The 18,016-nt window shown below is 64.4% G+C and carries 14 protein-coding genes; 9 read left to right on the top strand and 5 right to left on the bottom strand.

The genetic code is table 11. From position 1 onward, the window contains the following. Positions 1–330 precede the first annotated feature (330 nt). Positions 331–2,019, top strand: coding sequence for a phospholipase D family protein (locus PAN31108_RS10325; RefSeq protein ID WP_150668783.1), 1,689 nt, complete (start codon positions 331–333; stop codon positions 2,017–2,019). Positions 2,020–2,085: 66 nt separating this feature from the next. On the opposite strand, the gene PAN31108_RS10330 is transcribed toward PAN31108_RS10325, so the two are convergent. The 4 genes from PAN31108_RS10330 to PAN31108_RS10345 form a co-directional block, all read right to left on the bottom strand. Beyond that, complete coding sequence (locus PAN31108_RS10330) at positions 2,086–4,674, bottom strand: TonB-dependent siderophore receptor (RefSeq protein ID WP_150668784.1); 2,589 nt, start codon at positions 4,672–4,674, stop codon at positions 2,086–2,088. Positions 4,675–4,892: 218 nt separating this feature from the next. Beyond that, the gene (locus PAN31108_RS10335) at positions 4,893–5,906 is read right to left on the bottom strand and encodes a FecR domain-containing protein (RefSeq protein ID WP_370819628.1); all 1,014 of its coding nucleotides are present in this window, start codon (positions 5,904–5,906) and stop codon (positions 4,893–4,895) included. 11 nt (positions 5,907–5,917) lie between these two features. Then, positions 5,918–6,433: a sigma-70 family RNA polymerase sigma factor gene (locus PAN31108_RS10340; RefSeq protein ID WP_150668785.1), complete on the bottom strand. Its 516-nt coding sequence runs from the start codon at positions 6,431–6,433 to the stop codon at positions 5,918–5,920. Positions 6,434–6,620: 187 nt separating this feature from the next. After that, on the bottom strand, positions 6,621–7,334 hold the full coding sequence (locus tag PAN31108_RS10345) for a M24 family metallopeptidase (protein WP_150668786.1): 714 nt from the start codon (positions 7,332–7,334) through the stop codon (positions 6,621–6,623). A gap of 325 nt (positions 7,335–7,659) precedes the next feature. Between PAN31108_RS10345 and PAN31108_RS10350 the strand changes: the two genes are divergently transcribed. Both PAN31108_RS10350 and PAN31108_RS10355 read left to right on the top strand, forming a co-directional pair. Further along, on the top strand, positions 7,660–8,631 hold the full coding sequence (locus tag PAN31108_RS10350; protein ID WP_150668787.1) for a GlxA family transcriptional regulator: 972 nt from the start codon (positions 7,660–7,662) through the stop codon (positions 8,629–8,631). A 297-nt stretch (positions 8,632–8,928) separates the two neighbouring features. Then, positions 8,929–10,128: an acyl-CoA dehydrogenase family protein gene (locus tag PAN31108_RS10355; protein WP_174994922.1), complete on the top strand. Its 1,200-nt coding sequence runs from the start codon at positions 8,929–8,931 to the stop codon at positions 10,126–10,128. Between the two features lie 51 nt (positions 10,129–10,179). Here the strand turns inward: PAN31108_RS10355 and PAN31108_RS10360 are convergent, their stop codons facing one another. Beyond that, positions 10,180–11,163: a LysR family transcriptional regulator gene (locus tag PAN31108_RS10360; protein ID WP_150668789.1), complete on the bottom strand. Its 984-nt coding sequence runs from the start codon at positions 11,161–11,163 to the stop codon at positions 10,180–10,182. 90 nt (positions 11,164–11,253) lie between these two features. On the opposite strand from PAN31108_RS10360, the gene PAN31108_RS10365 reads away from it, so the two are divergent. The 6 genes from PAN31108_RS10365 to PAN31108_RS10390 all read left to right on the top strand — a co-directional run bounded on the left by PAN31108_RS10365 (position 11,254) and on the right by PAN31108_RS10390 (position 17,874). After that, positions 11,254–12,879 (top strand): ATP-dependent acyl-CoA ligase, encoded by a 1,626-nt coding sequence (locus PAN31108_RS10365; protein WP_150668790.1) that lies wholly within the window; start codon positions 11,254–11,256, stop codon positions 12,877–12,879. Between the two features lie 139 nt (positions 12,880–13,018). Further along, positions 13,019–14,353, top strand: coding sequence for an MFS transporter (locus PAN31108_RS10370; RefSeq protein WP_150668791.1), 1,335 nt, complete (start codon positions 13,019–13,021; stop codon positions 14,351–14,353). Position 14,354: 1 nt separating this feature from the next. Further along, positions 14,355–15,539, top strand: a complete 1,185-nt coding sequence (locus PAN31108_RS10375) for a thiolase family protein (protein ID WP_150668792.1) — start codon at positions 14,355–14,357, stop codon at positions 15,537–15,539. After that, positions 15,536–15,838, top strand: a complete 303-nt coding sequence (locus PAN31108_RS10380; protein ID WP_150668793.1) for a zinc ribbon domain-containing protein — start codon at positions 15,536–15,538, stop codon at positions 15,836–15,838. Before PAN31108_RS10375 ends, PAN31108_RS10380 begins: the two co-directional genes overlap by 4 nt. Positions 15,839–15,862: 24 nt before the next feature. Then, positions 15,863–16,582: an SDR family NAD(P)-dependent oxidoreductase gene (locus PAN31108_RS10385; RefSeq protein ID WP_150668794.1), complete on the top strand. Its 720-nt coding sequence runs from the start codon at positions 15,863–15,865 to the stop codon at positions 16,580–16,582. A 53-nt stretch (positions 16,583–16,635) separates the two neighbouring features. Next, the gene (locus PAN31108_RS10390; protein WP_150668795.1) at positions 16,636–17,874 is read left to right on the top strand and encodes a dienelactone hydrolase family protein; all 1,239 of its coding nucleotides are present in this window, start codon (positions 16,636–16,638) and stop codon (positions 17,872–17,874) included. Positions 17,875–18,016 lie beyond the last annotated feature (142 nt).

Below are 18,016 nucleotides of genomic sequence, written 5' to 3' on the forward strand. Positions count from 1 at the left end.
CCGGGCTTTGCAGCCCGTCGCTTCAACTTCGTCGCTGCTTTCGCTGCGTCGCTGTCGTTGCGAGAGACGAGATATTAGTGAAAACCCCGAACCTTGGCAAGCGCTTTGTGAAAATAATTTGAAAAGGGCAAAAAAAGGCCCGCGTCGTGAGCGGGCCGAGATCCATGGGACAGGACACATGGAGGAGACGGGTTCACTGTATCCCCGCCACCCCCGACGACGCAACGAATGAAATCGCATATGCTTCCCTGAAAGCCTTCCCATATGGAAAGGCCATGCAGGCGTCGATTCCCCGCTATCGCGACATCTATATAGATAAGAGCGTTCGAGATGCTTCCTTCGCAGGCCCTCCGCCGCTTTCACGCGCTGTTGCCCCATTGGTCAGGAACACACCGCTCGCGCCGTTGGCCCGCGTTCGGATGGCGGCGCCTCGCGACACTCATTCCGGCAGCGCTCATTCTGGCCGCCTGCACCTCGGTGCGACCACCGGCGGAGCCGTCGCCATGGACGGCCCATACGCCGGCGACGACGCCCGGCGCGCTCGCATCGGCGCTCGCGCCCGCCGTGCAGGCTCATCCGGGACAGTCCGGCTTCCAGTTGCTGGCGACGGGCACCGCCGCGTTCACCACCCGTCTCGCGCTCGTCCAGTCAGCGCAGCATAGCCTCGATGTTCAGTACTACAGCGCGGGCGAGGACATTACCGGCCGACTGCTGCTGCAATCGCTACTCGACGCCGCCCACCGGGGCGTGCGCGTTCGCATGCTGGTCGACGACATCAACCGTCGCCACACCGATCCGGCCTTCGCCGCGCTGGACCAGAGCCCCAACATCGAAATCCGCGTTTTCAACCCGTTCGGCACGCTCGACACGACGTTGCTCCAACGCGCCGGGAATCTGATCACCCAATTCGATCAGCTGAACCGTCGTATGCACAACAAGGCACTGGTCGCCGACAACCAACTGGCCATCGTCGGCGGGCGCAATCTGGGCGACGAATATTTCGACGCCAACCCCGACCTTTCCTTTCGCGACTTCGACTTGCTGTGCGCCGGCCCCGTAGTCGACGCCATCTCCCGCAGCTTCGATCACTTCTGGACCAGCCCGCAGTCCTACCCGCTCACGCAAGTGCAGTCCAGGATCGACAACGAGACGCTGGATGCCACCCGCGACGCCCTCGCCCAACACTGGCGCGACGCCGACACCGTGCCCGCCGGCCACGACGCACTCCATCAACCGCCCCTCGCCGCCAGCCTGCGCGACGGCACCGTCCCGCTCTTCTGGGCGCCCGCCGAACTCGCCGCCGACACCCCCGACAAACTGGACGCCCCCGCCACCGAGACGCAAAGCGCACCGGCGGACAAGCTGCGACAGCTCGCGGCGAACGCGCAGCGCGAGGTCCTGATCATCTCCCCTTATTTCGTGCCGCTCGACGGCGGCGTGCGATTCCTGTCGACATTGGCGCAACGCGGCGTCAGCGTGCGCGTGCTGACGAACTCGCTCGCCGCCACCGACGTCGTGCCCGTCCACGCCGGTTACGCCCGCTACCGTCCGGCCCTGTTGCAAGCCGGCATCGCGTTGTACGAGTTCAAACCCATCCGGAGCGACGACGGCGAGCGTCAGCCCCGTCGGGTGACGTTCGGCGGCTCCTCCCGGGCGAGTCTGCACGGCAAGGCGTATGTGATCGATCGGCGTGACGTCGTCCTCGGCTCGTTCAACCTCGACCCGCGCTCGGTACGTCTGAACACGGAACTGGCGATCGTGATCCATAGCCCGGAGTTTGCCGAACGAATGGCGCGCATCTTCGAGCGAGCGACATCGCCACGCGCGAGCTTTCGCGTCGAAATCGCCCCCACGGGCACCACGCCGCCCACGCCCACCCCACCGACGATGCTCCCGCTGCGGTGGGTCGGCGAAGACAACGGCCAGCCGCGAACGTTCGACGTTGAACCCTATGCCTCCTTCTGGCGTAATGCCGTAGCAGGCGCGTTCACTTTGCTCCCCAGCGACGACTTGCTCTGAGCCGCCGGTCGCGGCCACAGAACCTCCGCATCGGCCACAGCCGTCAAGGCATGACGTCAGGCGCGCTCAAAACTCGAACGTCGCCGATAACGTCGCGGAACGCGCATCGCCGATGGCGACGACGGTCTGACTCACGCTCGACGGGTAATACGTTTTGTTGAACACATTCTTGACGTTGAGCTGATAGTGAACGGGATGACGTCCGATCTTGGTATCGTACGTGGCGAACACATCGGCGACGAAGTACGCCGGCAGCGTGAAACTGTTCGCCGAATCGCCCGGACGCGACCCGATATAACGCCCGACCGCGCCGAGACGCAGATTGCCGCTGCCGTCGCCAAGCACCGGCCCCCAGTCGTACACCCCGGCCAGCGACGCCGTATGTCGGGCCGCGTTCACCAGCGTGTTGCCCGTGTAGATCGGGTCGTCGGTGATCTTCGCGTCGATGAATGCGTAGCTTGCGATCACGTTCCAGCGCTGCCCGATGCGCCCCGACACGTCCAGTTCGACGCCGCGCGAGCGCGCAGCCCCCGACGTGCGCCAATCCAGCGTGCTGCTCCCCGGCACGGCCTGCGACACGAGCACGTTGCGTTTGTCGATGTTGAACACCGCCAACGTGCCGCTCAGCCCGTTCGGCATATCGAGCTTCGCACCGACCTCATACGATTTGGCGTGCTCCGGCGGCACGTTCGAATCGATGACCACACCCGTCGACAACGGCGCGATGGTGGACGTGGGCTTGAGCGACTCCGAGTAACTGCCGTAGAGCGACAGATAGTCCCGCAACTTATAGACGACGCCCGCACGCGGCAGCCACTTCGAATCGCTGATATTCGTATTGGCCTTGAACGGCCGCCCCTTGCCCGCGATCTGGCTATAGGTCAGCAATCGCACCCCGCCCACGACAATCCATCGATCGCTCACGTGTATGGCGTCCTGGAAGAAGAGCGACGCATCGTGCAGCGTATCCGTCTGATCGCTATCGCTGGCGGACACGGTCGTTGGAATCACCTCGCAGCCGTACACCGGGTTCAGATAGGAGAACGTGCACTTCGCCGCCTGACGAATCAGGTCGCGCCGATAGATGCGTCGATACTCCCAATCCCCGCCGAACTGCAAGTCGTGACGCATGCCCGCGAGCGTGACCTTACCGTCGAGGTAAGCCGTGCCGAAGCTGTCGGTGCTGTCCGAGCCGAGCGTGCCGTCGTTGCTGCGCGAGACGATCCCCGTCTTCGCATTCACACCGGTGATACGTAACTGTCCCGCGTCGTAAGTCTCCGTGTTGTAGCTGTAGCCGAAGTGCGCCTTCCAGTCGGGATTGAACTGATGATCGACCGTGATCTGCGCCAGATGGGACTGTCCTGCCATCTCGTTATGCACATCGTCCAGACGCTCACGTGCCGGAATCGCGAGCGGCTTGTTCGTCGTCGGATCGAGCGCGGTGCCGCGATCGAACGGCGTCAGGAAGTTGCGGTACTCGTAAGACGCGACGACTTGGGTATCGCGTCCGTAATAGGCGAGCGTCGGCGCCACGAGCGTTTCGCGCTGCGACCCGAAGGCCCGCCAGTACTGCTGGTTGTTCTGATCGACGACCAGCCGGTAGGCCAGCCTCGAATCGCCGATGGGGCCGGTCGTGTCGAGCGTCTCTTCCATGCCGTTCTTGCCGTGACCGTAGGTCGTGCCAGCCACGCTCACCGCCGTATAAGGCTTGAGCAGCGGACGCTTGCTCACCACGTTGATCACACCGCCCGGATCCATGATCCCGTAGAGCAGCGACGTCGGCCCCTTGAGCACCTCGACCGAATCGGCGTTCGCGTTCAGCCCGCGGCCCTGCACGAGCGGCATGCTGTTGTGCATGATCGAGCCGTCGCGGTTGCCGCCGAAGCCGCGCTTGAGCAGCGTGTCCTGCGTACTCGCCAGCGTATTGCCCTGCACGATGCCGCTGACGTTGATGAGTGCGTCGTCGAGCGTGCGGGCGCGCTGGTCCGCGAGCACCTGATGCGGCACGACATTGATGGCCTGCGGAATGTCGAGTACCGGGGCGTCGGAGCGGGTGACGTTGGCGTCTGCCGGCATGCGGTACGCGTCGGACCAGGCCTGCGCCTGCACATGCGTAGTCGGCAGGGCGATGTCGCTCGCCCCACCATCTGCCGCCGCCGTCAACACCGTCGAGGCAACGGGCGCAGCCTGCGGCACCAGCGTATAGCCTGCCCCCTGCGGCGACGCCGTCAGCCCGGTGCCCGCCAGCAACTGGCCGAACGCGCCCGGCACGTCGAAACGCCCCTGCACGCCGGGGCTCAGACGCCCCGTGGTCAGCGCAGGCGAGTATGTCAGCAGGATGCCCGCCTCACGGCCGAAGCGCGTGAGCGCGGCGTCGAGCGGGCCGGCCGGAATGTCGTAGCTGCGGGCGGTGGCTCTGGCTGCGGCGTCGGACTGGGCCGTTGTCTGCGCATGGGCGACGTCTGGCCGGAATGTCGACGCGAACGCGGCGAAGGTGAGCGCGACGCCAGCGCAGATGCGGCGTCGATGCCAACCGGCGGTGGGAGAGGACGGCCGCGGCAAGCGGGGCAAGAGGGGCAAGGCGGACAGGGGGGACAGGGGGGGCAAGTGCGGCAAACGCAGGCAGCGCAACGATTCAGGTAACACGACGGCCATGATGTGAGATCTCGTACAGGCAGGAGAGAAGGTTTCACTTCCCTTGTCACGCGAGACCGACGAAACAGCTCACTGACCGTACAAAAAATCCGAAAAAAGTGGGGAGCAACCTGCAGCGCCCCGCCAGACGGGCGCCCGGCATGCCTGAACGGCCGCCGGCCGCCGGCCACCCGCCGACCCACACGGCACGGCCCCGTACCGGGGAGCAGCGCCGCCCCTTAGCTACGTGGTCCGACCGTCACCCAATACCGGGTGACGGACACGACCGACACCGGTAACGCGTGCGGCAGCACACCGAGAACGGCGTCGGTGTCCGCCAGCGGATACGTGCCGGACACGCGCAACGACGCCACCGCCGGATCGCAACGCAAATAGCCGCGCCGATAGCGCGACAGCTCCGCGAGGAAGGCGTCCAGCCGCAGGTCCACGGCAACGAACATGCCGTCGGCCCACGCGCCGTCGCCATCGGCGAGCGGCAGCACCGCCCCGACACCGAGCGCATCGAATTGCGCCTGCTCGCCGGCACGCACGATCCGAGCGCCCGCCGCGTCGTTGTCCAACGCCCCGGGGGCGACGCGAACCGCGCCCTCGAACACTTGTAGCGAGACGTTCGTCTCCTCTTGCGGCTGGCGCACCACGAAGCGCGTGCCCATGGGCTGGAGCGTGCCGTGCGATGTCGTCACGACCAGCGCGCGCGGCGGCGCATGCCCGGCATCCTTGCCGGTCGTCACCATGATTTCGCCTTCGATGAGCGCGATGCTTCGCACCTTCCCGTCCATCGACAGCCGCACCGCGCTACGCGTATTGAGAACGAGTGTCGTGCCATCGGCCAGACGCAATGTGCGACGCTCGCCCACGCCGGTCCGCGCGTCCGCACGCAGCCGCTGAATCGCCATCGGATCGCTCGCCACCCATGCCCCGCCGCCGACGAACAGCGCGCCAGCCATGGCCTTCACCGCCATACGGCGCGCCCGCGAACGCGGCGCACGCAACGCCGCCTGCGCGAGCGCCGCGCCGAGCGTGCCCGACGCATGACGCATGCGCGCATCCGCATGCTCGATATGACGCCATGCACGCTCGTGTTCGGGGTGCGCCTCGCGCCAGCGCGCGCACGCGGCGCGCAACGTGTCGGTGGCGTCGCCGCTTTGCAGCGTCACCCACCATTCGACGGCCTGCTGCGCAATCCCGGCATCGAAGGACGAGGAGGAGGATGGGGAGGAGGACGAGGACAAAACGGCGCGCGTCACGCCGCCTCCATCGCAAAGAAGCACTGCGTTCCTGCGCGCACCAGATGGCGCTTGACCGTCGCCAGCGAAATGCCCAGTTCGGCGGCGATGTCGGGATGCGTCCGTCCGTCGAGTTGCGCCAGCAGAAATGCGCGCTTGACGAGGGGCGGCAAGCCGTCGAGACATCGGTCGATCTCGAACAGCGTTTCTAGGACGATGGCGCGCGCTTCGGGAGACGGGGCGAAGGCTTCGGGCTGTTGGGCGAGCGCGTCGAGATAGGCGCGTTCGATCTGCGCGCGACGCCAGTCGTTGTAGAGCACGCGCTTGGCGACGGTCGTCAGAAACGCCCGCGGCGACGCCAGCATACGCGGCGGATCGCGTTCGAGCAGACGAACGAACGTGTCATGCGCAAGATCGGCCGCACGGTGCGAGCAGCCGGTCTTGCGGTGCAGCCAGCCATACAGCCAGCCGTGATGATCGGTGTAGAGTCCCTGCAACGTGGTGTCGCGTTGCAGCGTGTCGTCGGCGGGCATACGCCCCTCCTGTCCCCGGGCCAGGTGCGGCCGCGAGGCTCAGGCACCGTTTTGCAAATGAGAATCGTTCGCAGTATAACAAACAAGTCCCGGGGACACGGGATGGCCTGTCGCCCGCTTCGGCTACGCGTGGTGCGTATGCCACAACCGGCGTTCCGACCGTCCGACGACATGGATCGGCAACCGATCAGTAATAGGCGTCTTCCAGCAGCATGTCTTCGAAGAACGCGCCGAAGCGGTTCTGCGGATCGCGCAGGTGGATTTCCAGAATCCAGCGCATGGCCGACGGCGTCGTTTCGAAGTCGGCAAGCGAGCCGGTATGGATGGCCGCGTGCGGGAAGTCCGAGACGCGATGCCCCGGCAGATCGAAGTTCAGTGTCCAGCCCATGCGACGGGCGACCTCGTCCGCATGGGCGTAAAGCGCCTGTCCCGTCGCCCCCTCGCGCTGCCACTTCCGGCGCACGTCGTGGAACAGCGTTTCGGCGTCGCGGGCACAGCGTTCGTATTCTGCGTGTTCGCCAACGACGAAACTCGCGCCACCGTCGCCCTCCCACGCGTCGAAGCGTGGCGCGATGTCGATGAAGAAGATGTCGTTCTCAGCGAGCACCACGCCCGGCTCGGACGGCTGGCGCATCGGCTTGAGGGTGTTGGCGCCGAAGCGCACGCGGGTCGGATGCCAACTGAGTTCCAGACCGGCCGACACCAGCACGTCGCGGGCCATGGCGACAGCGGCTTCCTCGACCATGCCGGGCTGCACGTTGGCCGCAATGTCGCCGATCGCGGCGCGGGTCTTGTTGCGGGCGGCAAGCATGCCGTCGACGGAGAATGCCGGGCCGACACGTTCGGCGAGCGAGGCTTCGTCGGGATAGCGGACGGCGGAAGAAGGGGCTTGATTCGACATCGTGACCTCTCAAGGAGCAAGTGTTGGGGGCGGGCGGCGACGGCCGATGCCGCCGCTCACCGCCATTGTCGAAGCGCAGCCCTCACGCGCCGGACCCCGCGTGCGGCCCGATTGGGCCAACCAGCGGCATCTTCGCGCCAGCGTCCGGCCGACGCGTTGCCGATATGCCGCTTTCTGCCAAAATGGGTCGCATCGCTGCCAGCAGGGCACCGCTGTCTGCGGCTTTCGTTCAGGCCGTCGTTCACGCTTTCGTTCTGGCTTGCGTTCTGGCTTTCGTTCGCGCCGTCGTTCGCCGTCTCTGCCGCTACCCGTTTCCCGAACCGTCATGATCCGTAACGTTGTCCTCCTCGTTTTCCCCGGCGTGCAGTCGCTCGATGTCAGCGGTCCGCTCGACGTCTTCGCAGAGGCCAACCGCTTCCTGCTTCCGGGCGACCACTATCAGACGGAAGTCGTCGGCACGCAACACGGTGCCATTGCCTGCTCGAACGGCATGACGTTGCTGCCGCGCCGTCACTACCAGGATGTCGGCGGACATGTCGATCTGCTGCTGGTCGCGGGCGGTCCCTCGCTGCTGAGCGACGATCTCGGCCCGAACGTCTACCGCTGGCTCACCGACATGGTCCCGCGCGCGCAACGCTACGGTTCGATCTGCAACGGCGCGCTGATTCTGGCGGCGGCCGGGTTGCTCGACGGCAAGCGCGTGACCACGCACTGGAACGATGTCGACGTATTGGCCGAGCGCGCGCCCGGCGCGACCATCGAGGCCGATCGGCTGTTCATTCAGGACGGGCGTCTGTACACCTCCGCAGGCGTGACTGCGGGCATCGACCTGTCGCTGCATCTGCTCGCGCAGGATCACGGGCAGGAGGTGGCGTTGAATGTGGCGAAACGGCTGGTGGTCTTCACGCAGCGCGCAGGCGGACAGTCGCAGTTCAGCCCTTACCTGACCCCCTACGCCGAGCCGAATTCGCCCGTCGCGCAGGTGCAGCAGTACGTGCTGGCGCATCTGGCCGAGCCGTTGTCGGTCGGCGATCTGGCGGCAGTGGCGAAGATGAGCGTGCGCAACTTCTCGCGCGTGTTCGCGCGCGACGCAGGCGTGACACCGGCCGACTTCGTGAGCACCGCCCGTGTCGATGCGGCGCGGGTGATGCTCGAGAACGGCAACGCACCGCTCAAGACGGTGGCATGGGAATGCGGCTTCGGCGATCCGCACAACATGCGCAAGGTGTTTCAGCGTCGCTTCGGCGTCTCGCCGCAGCAGTACCGCGAGAACTTCGGGCAGCCGCAACAAGGATAAGGCTGGACCGGGCTGGACCGGGCCGCGCATTCGCCCGTCACGGATCACCCGCGACGCGACGAACGCCGCGCGCCCCGGCAGCGCAACGCCAGCGTGCCGGGAACGCGCGAATGAAAGCACGAACGAAAGCGCGAATTCATGAAGCGGGGTCGGGAGCCACGCGGAATAATTCGGGGGCGCGTCGCGTGCAGAAGATGGCACATGCGCCGTGCATCGTCGACAAGCATTGCTCCACGACGGCGTGCGATGGAACCCCACGCCGCCACACTGACGACATCCCGTCTCCCGAGTCATCTCATGCCAACCCCGAACCCGGCGAACGAAACGATCGACGACGCCACCGCGACTTTCGTCGCAGCGGCGCATGCCCTCGGTCCGCGCATCGCGGCACATCGCGACGCCTTGTCACGCGGCCCGGATCTGCCGCCAGAGATTGCCGACGCACTGGCACGGGCCGGCCTGACCCGATTGTGGCTGCCGCGCAATCTCGGCGGTGCCGAATTGCCTCCCGTCGACTATTTCCGCGTCATCGAAGCGCTCTCCACTCACGATGCGTCGGTCGGCTGGAGCGCCAGTATCGCCTCGACGGGCTGCCGTGCGGCGGGTCTCCTCGCGCCATCCGTGGCCACCGATCTGCTGGGCGCCGGCGGCTTTGTCGCCGGAAGCCTCAGCCCCACGGGGCGCGCCGTTCGCGAGGGGAACGGCTGGCGCATCTCAGGGCGTTGGCCATGGGCGAGTTTCATTACTTACAGCACGGTCACTGTCGCGATCTGCATCGAACACGACACCAATGGCGTGGCATGTACCGCGCCGGACGGCTCACCCGCGCTCCGAGGCGTGATGCTGCCGACGTCGCAGGTGACGGTTCGAAACACATGGGACGGCAGCGGATTGCGCTCGTCCGGCAGCCACGATTTCGACATCGACGACGTGCGTGTGGACGACGCGAGCACGTTTTCCCTCGCACGATTCGAAGCCACGCCCCATCAGGCCGGCGCGCTCTATGCGCTGCCATTCATCACGATGTTCGCGCTGGGAATCACGGCGGTCTCGCTGGGGATCGCTCGCGGCTCGATCGATGCGTTGATCGACCTCGCGCAACACAAAGTGGCCGCAGGCATGCAGGCGCCGCTGCGCGAGCGCGCGAGCGTTCAGGCAAGCGTGGCGAAAGCCGAACTCGCGCTGCGCTCGGCTCGCGCCTTTCTCTTCGAGACGGTCGACGTGCTGTGGACGCAGCAGGTGTCGGGGCGTGCGGCCGACATGACCCAGCGCGCCCTGGCACGAATGGCCAGTTTCAATGTCGTGAACGTCGCCAAAGACGTCGCGCAGATGTGCTTTTCCGCCGCCGGCGGATCGGCGGCGCGCAATGCTGCGCCGTTCGGCCGTCAGTTACAAGACGCGCAGGTCATCGCTCAGCATCTCGCCTTCGCCCCGGAGCATCTGGAGATTTCGGGACGCCTGCTGCTCGGCATGCCCGCAGGCACATTCCGCTTCTGAGTCGCTTCCTGGCGTCTTGGCTGCTTCGCTTCCTCTTAGGCGCTTAGGCACTCAGGCGCGTGGACGTTTCGATCGAGGCCGCAACGCCGGCGTCCCCGCCCCGCCTGCGCGCCTTCCCCAATTGCCACTGCCCAAAGCGTCCACCACCGACACCACGAACTGCCGGAACCACCGTATTCCCTCGTCCGCGTCGAACGCCTGATGCCAGTGAACCGTCGACTCCGCCTCGGGCGCGTCGATCGGCAACGGGTAAATCGCGAACTTCCCGGACGCGTTCAGGATTTGCGCCACGCCCCTGGGCAACGTGGCGACCCAATCGGTCCTCTCGAGGATCTCGGGCACGATCGTAAAGTGCGGCACGCTGATCGCCAGGCGCCGCTGTAGTCCTCCGCCACTCAGCGTCTCTTCGATCACGAAATGACTCGAATCCGTCGACGTCACCGCGATGTGGGACATCCCCAGAAACTGCTCGCGCGACAGCACGCGCGCGGGCAACCCCGGTCGCTTGCGTGTCATGCATGCGTATGTCTCGCGGAACATCACAATGTGGTTCGTCATGCCTTTGAGCGTCGGCAAATTGCCGATCGCAAAATCGAGCTGACCGAGCCTGAGCCGTTCTTCCACCTCGCTCGCATCGACCTGCTCGACGGACAACCGCACGTGCGGCGCGGCATGCTGGAGCGCCTCGCACAATCTCGGCAGGAACACCTGAACGCCGATGTCGCTCATCGAAAGCCTGAACTTTCGCGTGCTCGTCTGCGCATCGAACACCTTGTCGTGATTGAGCACTTCCTGAATGGAGACCATCGCCCGGCCCAACGGCACCGCCAACCGCTCTGCGGTGGGCGTGGGCAACATGCCATCCGGTGTGCGCACGAACAACGGATCGTCGAACAACGAACGCAAACGCGACAACGCATAGCTCGTCGCCGGTTGCGACAAACCGATGCGCTCTCCCGCCCGCGTAATGTTGCGCGCTTCAAGGACCGCGTGGAAAACCCGAAGCAAGTTCAAGTCGACGTCTTTGATATCCATGGCATTTATGGCGATGATATTTACGATGCATTTGACGGATATGTTACCCATTTCTAGACTTCCTGACATTCATCGAAGGGGTATCAGGACATGGGTTGTATCGAAACCATCGTTGCGCAAACCGAAGCGGCAACGCACGCGCCAGGCACGAGCCATACGCTTGCCGCGCTCCTCAGTGCGCGCACTGCGAGAAACGCGAGCGCGCCACTTTTCTCCGACCGCCATACGATCTTGACCGGCGCCGACGCCACCTTGATTGCCGCCCGTCGCGCAGGCACGCTCGCGGCACATGGCATCAAGCGCGGCGATCACGTTGCCCTGTTGTGCGGCAATCGCGTCGAATTCATCGAAATGGTGCTCGGTTGCGGGTGGCTCGGGGCTGTCGTCGTGCCCATCAACACCGCCTCACGCGGCTTCCAGCTCGCACACATTCTTCGCAATAGCGGTGCGCGACTTCTCATTGCCGAAGCTGCGCTGGTGGACTCGGTCAACGCGCTCGACGCGGACGACTTGCGTCTGGAAAACGTCTGGCTGATCGACGAGCCGACGCCGGAAGCCCTCGCGCCCGTGTGGCCCACCATGCCCTTGCCGCCGTTGGGAGACGCGGTGCCCGCAGCCCCGCTGACTGACGGCGATCCGTTCGCCATTCTGTATACGTCGGGCACGTCCGGCGTTTCCAAGGGCGTCGTGTGCCCTCACGCCCAGTTCTATTGGTGGGGGAAAAATACCGGAGGCGATCTCGGCATCGTCAAGGGCGACGTTCTGTATACCTGCCTGCCGCTGTTTCACACCAACGCCCTCAACACCTTCTTCCAGGCGCTGATTCTCGATGCCATGCAAGTCGTCGATCGCCGTTTCTCAGCAAGCGGATTCTTCGACTCGCTGGTCGACACCGGGGCGACAGTCACTTACGTGCTGGGTGCGATGGTGCCAATTCTGCTGGGTCGCGCCCCGTGCGCGAATGAGCGAAAACACAACGTGCGCATTGCGCTGGCCCCCGGGGTTCCCGGGAACTTTCATCGTGACTTTACGGAGCGCTGCGGCATCACGCTGATCGACGGGTTCGGTTCCACCGAGACCAACAGCGTGATCGGCGGCGACGTGACTGCGCAGCGTGTGGGTTTCATGGGTCGTCTCGCAGCGGGCTTCGAGGCACGGGTGGTCGATGCGAACGACCTGCCCGTGCCGGACGGTGAACCCGGGGAATTGATCCTGCGTGCCAACGAGCCGTTTGCTTTTGCCAGCGGCTATCACGCCATGCCCGACAAAACCGTGGAGGCGTGGCGCAATCTTTGGTTTCACACCGGCGATCGCGTCATCCGAAGCGAAGACGGCTATTTCCGTTTTGTCGATCGACTCAAGGATGCCATTCGACGCCGCGGCGAAAACGTCTCGTCTTTCGAAGTGGAACAGGTTCTGCTCAGTCACCCCGGCATTGAAACCGCCGCCGTATTTGCGGTGAAGTCGTCGCTTGCCGAAGACGAGGTAATGGCCGCGGTCGTGCCGTGCGCCGGGCACACCATCGATCCCCTCGATCTGATTCGCTACTGCGAACCAAGACTGCCCTACTTCGCGGTGCCTCGCTACCTTGACATCGTGTCGGACCTGCCGAAGACCGAGAACGGAAAGATTCAGAAATTCAAGCTGCGCGAGGCCGGCGTGAGCGCCTCGACATGGGATCTCGAAACATCGGGATACCGCCTTAAACGCGCTTGACGCCTCAGATTTCCCGCCCCCGACGTCACCGTGCGCTCACGTCGCTGAAGGGTACGGTACTGCGCGCGGGGCAATCGTAACGTCTCTATGTAACGTCTCTACATGCGTGCATCGACAGGTGCACCACCAGGAGCTTCAGATGGCAAGCACGCAAACGTATAGCGGCCCGGAATCAGGCGGGACGGTGGCTAATGTCGATGAGCGATCGCTTCGGCGCATTGTGTTCGCGTCGGTGATAGGCAACGCGTTGGAATGGTACGACTTCTTTCTGTACAGCACGGCCGCCGCACTGGTCTTCGGCGATCTGTTCTTCCCGAAAGGGACCGACCCGCTTCTCGGCACCCTGGCCGCGTTCGCCGGCTTTGCCATCGGGTTTGCCGCTCGCCCGCTCGGCGGCGTTCTGTTCGGCCACATCGGCGACAAGTTCGGGCGCAAGGGCGCGCTTGTCTGGACCCTCTCCATCATGGGCGGGGCCACGTTTCTGATCGGCCTGCTGCCCACTTACGCCCAGGCAGGCTTCTGGTCGCCGGTCTTGCTGATCGTACTGCGCATCCTGCAAGGCATTGCCGCCGGCGGTGAGTGGGGCGGTGGCGTTCTGATGATCAGTGAGTCCGCGCCTGCCGAGAAACGCGGCTATTACGCCTCATGGAGCCAGATCGGCGTGGGCGGCGGTTTCGTGCTCTCCGCCGCCGTTTTTTACGTCGTGCAGATGTTGCCGAAGGACGCATTCCTGAGCTGGGGCTGGCGTATCCCGTTCGTGCTGTCCATCGTCATCTTCGGCGTTGGGGTGTACATCCGTTCCCGTCTTCCCGAAAGTACGGAGTTTTCGAAAGCGGAAGCGGCCGGCAAGACCGTACATGCGCCGTTGCTCGATGTCATTCGCAAACACCCCAAGGAAATTCTGATGGCCATGGGACTGCGCGTGGCGGAGAACGGCGGTTCGTACATCGTCGTCGCGTTCGCGCTGGTCTACGGAAAATTCATTGGGGTCTCCAACGAGGTCATGCTCGGCGGCCTGATCGTTTCGATGATCGCCGAACTCTTTACGATTCCGTTTTGGGGCCGGCTGTCCGACCGCTGGGGCCGCAAGCCGGTTTATATGATCGGCGCAATGGGCTTCGTCGTGATGGCATTCCCGTTTTTCTGGATGCTGGACACCCATACCCCCGCGATGATCTGGCTGGCGTTCATGGTCGGCAACGCGGTTTGCCACGGCGCGATGATCGGCACCCAACCCAGCCTGATGGGCGAGCTGTTCAGCACCGAAGTGCGCTATTCGGGCATGGCGCTCGGGCACGAAGTCGCGTCGGTGTTTGCGGGTGGCCTCTCGCCGTTGATCGCAACCGCGTTGCTGGCGCATTACCACGCCTCCTGGCCAATCGCGCTGCTGATGATGTTCCTGGGCGCGGTCACGGTGGTTTCCCTCTTGTTCACACGGGAAACCACGCGTCAGGTCAAACGACAAGGGTATTGAGATGACGTACCGCGATTTTGACGGCGCGCTGATCGCCGCCGGCGTCGAAGTACCTTATCAACGACGCGCCACAGAAGGTACGACGGGAGATCTGCTCGCGGACGCATTCTCCCGAGCACTCGCCGAGTCGGGCTTCTCGACAAAGGACATCGACGGTCTGGGCGTTGCAGCCTTTACCCTGGCCCCGGACCATGCCGTCGACATGGCATGGCGACTCGGGTTGCGTCCGCGCTGGTGCATGGACGACTGCCACGGCGGCGCGAGCGCCATCAACATGCTCCAGCATGCGGTACGCGCGATCCAGTGCGGCGACGCCAACGTCGTTGCGCTGCTCTCGGGGGACCGCTTCGAAGCGTCCGACTTCAAGCAGTTGGTCGATCACTACAACCTGACGACACGCCATTTACTAAGACCGCTCGAAACGGGCGGACCCAATGCCGTGTTCGCGATGCTCACGCAACGCCACGCCCGGCGGTTCGGTTTGACGCCGCGTGACTACGGCGCACTGTGCGTCGCGCAGCGCGCATGGGCAGCGCAAAACCCCAACGCCGTCTATCGCAGCCCGATGACGCTCGCGGATTACCTCGAAGCGCCGCTCGTCGCCGACCCGCTGAGGCGTCTTGACTGTGTGCCGGTGGTCTGCGGCGCCAACGCCGTCATCGTCGCGCGTGCCGACCTCGTCCGCCGTAAGCCCAACATTCGCAACGTACGCAACGTTCGCATTCGCGCCGTGCAGAGCCTCTACAACACGGATCATCAGGCGGGCGACGGGTTGACCACGCCACTCGCCGCCGTGGCGCCGGCGCTCTGGCAGCAGGCAGGTGTGGCGCCGAGCGATATGGATGTCATCTCCGTGTACGACGACTACCCGGTCATGGCGTTGATCCAGCTCGCCGACCTCGGTTTCGCACCCGACGGCGACATGCGCGCCTTGCTCGCGCGCATTGCCGCGCGTGAACTGAACGTCAACACGTCGGGGGGGCAATTGTCTGCCGGGCAGGCCGGCGCGGCGGGTGGGATGCACGGGCTCGTCGAGGCCGTGACGCAGTTGCGGCACGGTGCCGGCGAGCGCCAGGTGGCCGGTGCTCGTCTGGCCGTCGTCAGCGGTTACGGCATGGTCGAGTATCGCTACGGCATGTGCGGCAACGCCGTGGTGCTTGAAGGCGTTACAGGAGAAGCCTCATGACGTTGTCGGTATTTCAGTGCAATGACTGCGATCACACACTCTTCCCTGCGCGCTACCTCTGCCCGAGCTGCGGCGGCGCCGACTGGCGAAGCGTGCCGATCCCCCAGGGCATCGTGTCGGAGGCGACCGTCGTCCGTCAACGCGTGGGGCAGCCCAACGCCGCGCCCCTTTATCTCGCGAGCGTGATCAGCATGGCCGGCCCCATCGTCATCGCGCGCTCGGGCGCTGCGCTTCATGCGGGCGATGTCGTCAATCTGACCATCGATGCTGCCGGCGCCATCTTGGCGTCACGCATCTGATGGCGGCCCGACGAGGAAATGATGATGCAAATCGAAGGATCCGTCGCCTTTGTCTCGGGCGCCAATCGCGGTGTCGGCGCATGTTTCGTGCAAACGCTGCTGGCACATGGCGCTCGAAAGGTCTACGCCGGGGCTCGCGACGTGGCGCTTGTGCCCACGAACGACAGCCGCGTCATACCGGTGAAACTGGACGTCACCCGTGCCGAGGACGTAGCGCATACTGCGGACCTCGCAAGCGACCTCAACCTGCTCGTCAACAACGCAGGCATCAACCGCCTCGTTCCGCCGTTCTCCGCCCGGCATGTAGACGCCGCCCGTGCGGAAATGGAAGTGAACTACTTCGGAACGTTGAACATGACGCTGGCGTTCGCACCGGCGCTCAAACGGCAAGGCGGCGCAATCATCAACGTGCTGTCGATCCTGGCACGCGCCACATTACCGGCCATGACGTCGTTGAGCGCATCCAAAGCCGCTGCGCTCCGCATGACCGAAGGCATGCGCGCCGAACTCGGCCCCCACGGCGTGCGCGTGCTCGCCGTGATGCCCGGCGCGATAGACACCGACATGATGCGCGATGTTGACGACACGCCCAAGCTCGCACCGTCCGAGGTCGTGCTCGCCACATTGGCAGCGCTCGGCGACGGCACTGACGACGTCTATGTCGGCGATATGGCCAGACAACTGGCGTGCGGGTTGGCCACGGATCGAAGCGCGGTGCTCAAGCGATTGGCCGGGAACGGCTGACCTGTCGGTTCGATCGTCCGAATCGATTCGGCATATTGCAAAGGAAGAAAAGCATGACTGGACAAACCATCGAAATCGCGGCCGAGGACGGGAAGTCGTTTTCGGCTTATCTGGCAACCCCCAAGCACGGCAAGGGCCCGGGGTTGATTCTGTTGCAGGAAATCTTCGGCATCAACGGCTTCATGAGGGAGACCGCCGACCGGTTCGCAGAAGAGGGTTATGTGGTCGTGGTCCCGGATTTGTTCTGGCGCATGGCCCCGGGGACCGTACTCGGTTACGGCGAAGCCGACTTCGCGCGCGCCCTCGAATTGAACGAATGCCTCGATCTCGGCAAAGCCATCGAGGACGTGGGGGCGACCGTCGAGGCACTGCGCGCCTTGCCGCAGCAAATCGGCAAGATCGGTGCGGTCGGTTACTGTCTGGGTGGGAAACTGGCGATGTTGGCCGCTGCGGCGACGGACATCGATTGCGCCGTCAGCTATTACGGCGTCGGTCTCGAAGCCTTCCTCAACGAAGTGCCGCAGATTCGCTGCCCAATGGCGTTTCACTTTGCCGGGAACGACGCCCTGTCGCCACCTTCCGTGCGCGAGACCGTCATCGCTGCGCTATCGGAGAACCCGCTCGTCGAACATTATGTTTATGCGGATTGCGATCACGCTTTCGCGACGCCCGAGCGCGAGCATTACGACAAGCCCGCGTCGATCATGGCGTACTCGCGCACCATCGCCCTGCTGCGCAAGGTGCTCGGTCCGGTGTACGACCTGAACGCCCTCTGGGAGCTGCATTGTTACCACGAGTTCGAGTCGCGCGACGTCGACGCGATCATGCCCACCATGATCGACAAGCCTTACGTCAATCACATCCCGACATTGACCGGTGGCGTGGGGCACGACGAGCTAAAGCGCTTCTACAAGTACCACTTCGTGCATGCGAACCCTGCCGATACACGCTTCATTCCGATATCGCGAACGATCGGGGCCGATCGCATTGTCGACGAATTCATCTTCTGCGCCACCCACGACCGTGAGATCGACTGGATGCTCCCGGGGATCGAACCCACGGGCAAATACATCGAAGTCGCCATGCTCGCCGTCATCTGCTTTCGCGGCGACAAGCTGTACAACGAACACATCTACTGGGATCAGGCCACGGTACTGGTGCAGACCGGCCTGCTCGATCCCACCGGATTGCCCGTCGCGGGCATTGAAGCGTCGCGCAAGCTGCTCGATGAGCGTCTGCCAAGCAACACGTTGATGCGCAACTGGTCGTCAAGCGAAGGCAAGCCGATCTGACGCTTCGGCGTCTTCCGATGATCGGGATATCCATTCGACTAACAATTAGTAATCCTAAAAAATGAATTAATACATGTCCGCCATCATCTGGCGGATTCCTCCCGCAACGCGATCACGATACGGGTGTTCAGTATGAAACTCA

The sequence above is a fragment of the Pandoraea anhela genome (assembly GCF_902459655.1).
In the GTDB taxonomy this organism is placed as follows: Bacteria; Pseudomonadota; Gammaproteobacteria; order Burkholderiales; family Burkholderiaceae; genus Pandoraea; species Pandoraea anhela.